General features: G+C 69.5%; 6 protein-coding genes and 1 pseudogene. 6 read left to right on the top strand and 1 reads right to left on the bottom strand.

The annotated features are described in order from the left end of the window. From VF794_RS10670 to VF794_RS10660, 3 genes and pseudogenes are all read left to right on the top strand, one after another. A pseudogene (locus VF794_RS10670) lies at window positions 1-180 on the top strand (hypothetical protein); the annotation flags it as partial. Window positions 181-229: 49 nt separating this feature from the next. Beyond that, window positions 230-1,207 (top strand): esterase/lipase family protein, encoded by a 978-nt coding sequence (locus VF794_RS10665; protein ID WP_331109362.1) that lies wholly within the window; start codon window positions 230-232, stop codon window positions 1,205-1,207. Further along, window positions 1,207-2,151: a thrombospondin type 3 repeat-containing protein gene (locus tag VF794_RS10660; RefSeq protein WP_331109360.1), complete on the top strand. Its 945-nt coding sequence runs from the start codon at window positions 1,207-1,209 to the stop codon at window positions 2,149-2,151. Before VF794_RS10665 ends, VF794_RS10660 begins: the two co-directional genes overlap by 1 nt. A gap of 56 nt (window positions 2,152-2,207) precedes the next feature. Here VF794_RS10660 and VF794_RS10655 read toward each other — a convergent pair whose 3' ends face one another. After that, a complete protein-coding gene (locus VF794_RS10655; protein WP_331109358.1) occupies window positions 2,208-2,549 on the bottom strand; it encodes a hypothetical protein in 342 nt (113 codons plus the stop codon). A gap of 154 nt (window positions 2,550-2,703) precedes the next feature. Here VF794_RS10655 and VF794_RS10650 point away from each other — a divergent pair, with 154 nt between their 5' ends. From VF794_RS10650 to VF794_RS10640, 3 genes are all read left to right on the top strand, one after another. Beyond that, window positions 2,704-3,219 (top strand): GNAT family N-acetyltransferase, encoded by a 516-nt coding sequence (locus tag VF794_RS10650; protein ID WP_331109356.1) that lies wholly within the window; start codon window positions 2,704-2,706, stop codon window positions 3,217-3,219. Window positions 3,220-3,340: 121 nt separating this feature from the next. Further along, window positions 3,341-4,213 (top strand): ATP-binding protein, encoded by an 873-nt coding sequence (locus VF794_RS10645; protein WP_331109355.1) that lies wholly within the window; start codon window positions 3,341-3,343, stop codon window positions 4,211-4,213. After that, the coding region (locus VF794_RS10640; protein WP_331109353.1) for a hypothetical protein at window positions 4,206-4,938 on the top strand (733 nt) is incomplete at its 3' end. The genes VF794_RS10645 and VF794_RS10640, both read left to right, overlap by 8 nt.

The following is a 4,938-nucleotide window of genomic DNA, read 5'->3' as shown; positions in this document are numbered from 1 at the left end:
GAGGGGCGGCACGTCTTCCTCGAGGTGAACCCGGTGGGCGAGTTCATGTGGCTGATGAAGTCCCCGGGCCTGCCCATCGCCGAGGCGCTGGCGGATGTGCTCGCCGGACGCGCGGCACGCCGGCTCGGCCCCGGGCCGCTGTATGAGATGTCTGACACCTTCCTGGCGGCGGGCTCCTGAATATCCGGGTGTCGGGCCGTCGTGTTATGGCTGTGAGGGGGAGGTGCCCATGCCTCGGCGTCAGATGGTGGTTCCCGGAACGGGAGGGGTGCTCTACCAGAACGCGAGTGGCGCCTCGGCGGCGACCATTTTCGCGCTCCTCACCCAGGGCAACGCCGCTCGCGAGCTCTCCAGTGAGCACGGGCCGGACCCCAGTGTGCTCGAGCCGCTGAACAACGCGCTCGTCGCCCGTGGGCACCTGACGCTCGCCTACGAGCCCTTCGAGCACGCCTTCCCCAAGTGGGAGTTCTTCGACTACGACTGGCGCCTGGACATCCGCTACAGCGGCAAGCGCCTCGCCGAGCACCTCCAGGCCGAGGCGCCCAACGGGGACCGCTGGCGGCTCGTGGCGCACTCGCAGGGAGGGTTGGTGGTGCTCGCCGCGGCCCATCACCTTGGTGCCGAGACGATGGCCCGCCTCGTCCAGGGTGTGTGCTTCGTGGGCGTGCCGTTCTTCGGCACCGTGAACGCCCTGACCGCCCTGCTGTCCGGGACGTTCTTCAACAACACCATCCCGCCCGAGGTGACCCGGACCTGGCCCTCCCTCTACCAGATGCTGCCGCGCTGGAGCATCGCCCAGGGCAATCCCAACCGTCCCGATCTGTTCCTCGACGCCACCTGGATGAACGACGGGCTCCTGCCCGCCCCGGGTGCTCCCGTGGAGCTCTCGCGGCACATCGACCGGGGGCTGCTCGCGCGCGGGCGGGCGCTCCTCCAGGCCACCAAGACCGGCTATTTCGAGCCCCTTCGCAAGCTCGACTTCATCCGCATCATCCAGGGCAACAACCTGGAGACCCCGTTCCTGCTCCCCCAGTTTCCCAGCACCGAGGGGACCGTCCACGTGCGGGGCGACTGCCTCGTGCCGGATGGTTTCACGCGCGACAGGCTGCCCTCCTGGGTCCAGGACGAGGCCACCATCAGACGCCTCCCCGCGGCGCAACACTCCATGCTGTGCAGTGAGCCCCTCGTCTTCGAGCTATGCCTCTGATGCGATCCGCTCCCCTTTCCCTGGCCCTCGTCCTCCTGCTCGCGTCGGTCCCGGCCGTCGCCCAGCCTCCACCGGCTCCCGTCTCCGAGCCCGTCGCCGACAGCGATGGGGATGGCGTGCCGGATCTCCCTCCGGGGCAAAAGGAGGCGCCGTCCTGTCATCCCGAGCGGATGCGGGAGTGTGCCGACAACTGTCCCCTCGACGAGAACCCGGACCAGCAGGACAGCGACGGGGACGGGGCGGGGGATGCTTGCGATCCCTGCCCGCTCGTCCCCGTGGAGCGCGGTGAGCACGCCGACGCGGACAATGACGGGGTCGGCGATGAGTGTGACACCTGCCGTCTGCCCAATGCCCGCGACGAGCAGGGCGCCCAGGCCCCGTGTCCCGAGGGGAAGTCCTTCTCGGCCTGGAAGGATCCCAATCCTCTCGGCCGACGGCTGCGGTTCTTCATCCGCCCCCTCGCCCTGGGGTATCGGTACGGGGAGGATTGGGTCGGCTCGACCGGGCTGGGGCTGCACTTGAGCGGTTCCATTGGCGAGTGGCGGTTCGACGCCCAGGGCACGGCCCTGCGGGTGCCCTCCTGGTACTGGTCCGCCGGGGTGTATGGCGATTCGGCCAACCTCTTCGCCGCCGAGCACATCGGTCCCTACGCCGCCCTCGACTTCCGCCCGCTGAACCATGCCCCCTATGCCCGCTCGTGGGCCAGGGAGCTCAAGTTCGGCGTGGGGGCGCAGCTCTTCTGGTCCAAGCGCGTCGAGGGCGTCACCAACCGCCCCCTCCAACTGGGCGTCGGGCCTCGGGTGGGCTTCCTCGACATCGTGTCGGTGATGCCCTTCGCCCAGCTCGACCTCGCCAACGAGCGTGCCCTCTCCTGGGGAGGGATGCTGGTGTTCGACTTCAAGGTCCTCGAGGACCTGGGCGTGCCGGTGCCGAAGTCACTCTGAGGCCCGAGGCGGCGACCGCCCGCCTGCCCACGGGCCCCTCGGCCTCGGGCTTCGCTCTACTTCGAGCGACCCTGGACCCTGGCGGACAGTCCGGGGAACACCTTGCGCCATTCCGGAACCTCCTCGGTCTCCGCCGGAGCCGCGGGCGGAGGGGTCTGCTGGGGGCGCGTGGCCTTGGCGGGCGGAGTTTGAGCCCCAACCGTCCTCGTCGCCGGGCCCGAGGGGGAAGCGGCCTTGCCGCGTCGCCGCGGGCGACTCACCCCGAGCAGGGGTCCGAGCGCGTCGGCGATCTGGTCCAACTCCTCGACCGCCTCCCGGAAGGCCCTCAGCCGGTCCACGCCCTGCTTCAGCCTCCGATCCAGTTCGGCGGGCAGATCCATTCCCTCGGCGTTCTTCATGACTCCGTTCTCCTCTCGACAATGCTGTCCATCACGCTCGCCACCCGCATGCTCCAGTCGACCAGACAGGTGACCTGGACTTCTCGGTAGCCCACTGTAGCCGGGAGCCGTGCTCTACCCGTAGGCTCGCGAGGCCACAAGAGGGGAGAGTCCGATGTTCCAGGTCGACGGAAATACCGTGGTGCAGCTCGGAGCGGAGGACGTGCCCTCCCTGCGCGCGCTGTTCGAGCGGTGTCACGCCTTCATGACGCTGGTCTATGGGGCTCTGGAGCCCGATGCCGCGGAGCAGCTCCTGGAGAGCCTCCCTCCGGGCAAGACGCTCGAGGACAAGTTCGCCTTCGGGCTGTACGCGGACGGGACGAAGCAGCGGCTGCTCGGCGTGCTCGACGCCGTGCGCGGTTTTCCCGAGGGCGATGAGTGGATCATCGGGATGCTCCTGATGGACCCGGACCACCGGCGCGCCGGGCTCGGGGCCCGCTTCCTCGGGGCATTCGAGCAGTGGGTGCGCGGCCAGGGCGCCGCTGGCCTCCGGCTCGTGGTGCAGGAGCAGAACCCGGACGCGCTCCGCTTCTGGCAGAAGCAGGGCTACGAGGTCACCGGCATGACGCTCCAGGAGACGCCCCGGCGGAAGAACATGATTCAGCTCATGCACAAACCGCTGGTCCCCTGATGACCACCGAAGAGCTGGAGAAGCGGCTGCGACTGGGCGAGGACACCGTCACCGAGTTCGCATCCAGCCCGCGCTCGTCTGCACCCTCCAGAAGCTCGAGGCCCAGGGCGAGCGGGTGCTCGTGGTGGAGGTTCCGGCCTTCAGCATCAACCGCCCCTACCATGTGGGTGGGAAGTACTATGTCCGCGACGCGAACCAGTCCCGCGAGGCCCGACGCGAGGAGCTGATCCGCCTGCTCCAGTCGGCCGACTACCACTTCGATGAGCAACCCGTGGAAGGCGCCCGCCTGGAGGACCTGGACCAGGGGGCGGCGCGGGCCTTCCTGGCCACCATCTACGACGAGCCGGACCTGGAGAACGCCTGGCTTCGCCTTCTGGAGAGACTCCAGTGCGTGGATCGCGGCGGGACCCCCACGGTGACGGGAATGCTGCTCTTCGGCCGTGAGCCTCAACGGTGGATTCGGGATGCACGCATCTCGGCCGTCCGCTTTCCAGGCAAGGAGCTGACCTCGGAGTTCTCCGACCGGCAGGAGCTGGAGGGACGGCTGCTCGAGCAGGTGGAGGCCGCGGTGGCCTTCCTCAAGAGGAGCGTCCGGGCTCCCTCGCACGTGGAGGGGCTGGAGCGGGTGGAGGAGGGGATTCCGGACAAGGTCCTGCGAGAGGCCGTGCTCAACGCGGTGGCTCACCGGGACTACCGGGCCGCCTCGCAGGTTCGCATCTTCGTCTTCGAGGACCGGGTGGAGATCGTGAACCCTGGCGAGCTGCTCAACCAACTCACACTGGACGGTATCCGGTTCGGAGGCATCAGCCAGCGCCGCAACCCGGTGCTGGCGGGCCTGTTGGCGCGGGCCCGTCGCCGCGAGAACGTGGGGATGGGGGTGCCCGAGATGCTCCGCCTGATGCGGGAGCGGAAGCTGCCGGCTCCCGAGCTCTCGGTGGAGGCGGGGCACTTCCGGGTGGTGCTCCGTCTGGAGAGAGCGGCGGCTCATGCCTGAGTCCCCGGTCGGCTCTCCGGACAGCGGGAGCGCTCCCTGGTGGGAAAGCACGCCAGCGGGAACCCCCCTGCTGCTGGCGTTCGTCATGCTGGAGCCGGCGCGGGAGCAGGGGACGGAGGCCGAGGGGCCGGGTTGGAGGGTGCGTTACACGGCCGGAGTGGAGTTCCTCGCCGGCAAGCTCGCTGCCGCCCAGCCGCTCCAGTGGCGGGGCGATGGGGTGACGCTGTTCTTCAAGGGGGATGGGCGGAAGTCCGCTGTCGCTCGGGCCCTCGAGGCCGCCGAGGCCCTCCGCGAGCGGAGCATCGTGGACCTCGCGATGCGGGTGCGGCTCGCGGTGCACGCCGCCATGGTGCCGTGGAACCCGGACACCTCGGCGCTGGCTCATCCGGCGATCGACCTGTGCGAGCACCTGACGCACACCGCGCCCGTGAATGGCATTGCCGTCACGGAGGATGTGTACCTGGCCCTCCCCGAGGCCGAGCAGCGGCGCTTCGCCCTGCTGGGAGTGATTGCCCGGGAGGGAGCAGCCGCGTATGTCTTTCCGGCGGGCCTGACAGCCAGCAAGGCGCCGGAGGCCTTCGCACCCGGTGAAGACTTGGGGCTCTGGGAGGCCTTCCGGCGGTACGTGGGCAGCCCGGAGGTCCGCCGGCTCCGGTACGTGGGCTTTCCCCTCCAGAAGAAGCAGCCCCCCAGCCTGGACATCCGCGAGGTGTTCATCGCGCCCG

It is taken from the genome of Archangium sp., assembly GCF_036389735.1.
Taxonomy (GTDB): Bacteria; Myxococcota; Myxococcia; order Myxococcales; family Myxococcaceae; genus Archangium.
This window is presented reverse-complemented; position numbering and strand designations above follow the sequence as displayed.

Coding starts and splice junctions, on each gene's coding strand:
- VF794_RS10665 (WP_331109362.1), top strand. CDS start 230: ATGCCTCGGCGTCAGATGGTGGTTCCCGGAACGGGAGGGGTGCTCTAC.
- VF794_RS10660 (WP_331109360.1), top strand. CDS start 1,207: ATGCGATCCGCTCCCCTTTCCCTGGCCCTCGTCCTCCTGCTCGCGTCG.
- VF794_RS10655 (WP_331109358.1), bottom strand. CDS start 2,549: ATGAAGAACGCCGAGGGAATGGATCTGCCCGCCGAACTGGATCGGAGG.
- VF794_RS10650 (WP_331109356.1), top strand. CDS start 2,704: ATGTTCCAGGTCGACGGAAATACCGTGGTGCAGCTCGGAGCGGAGGAC.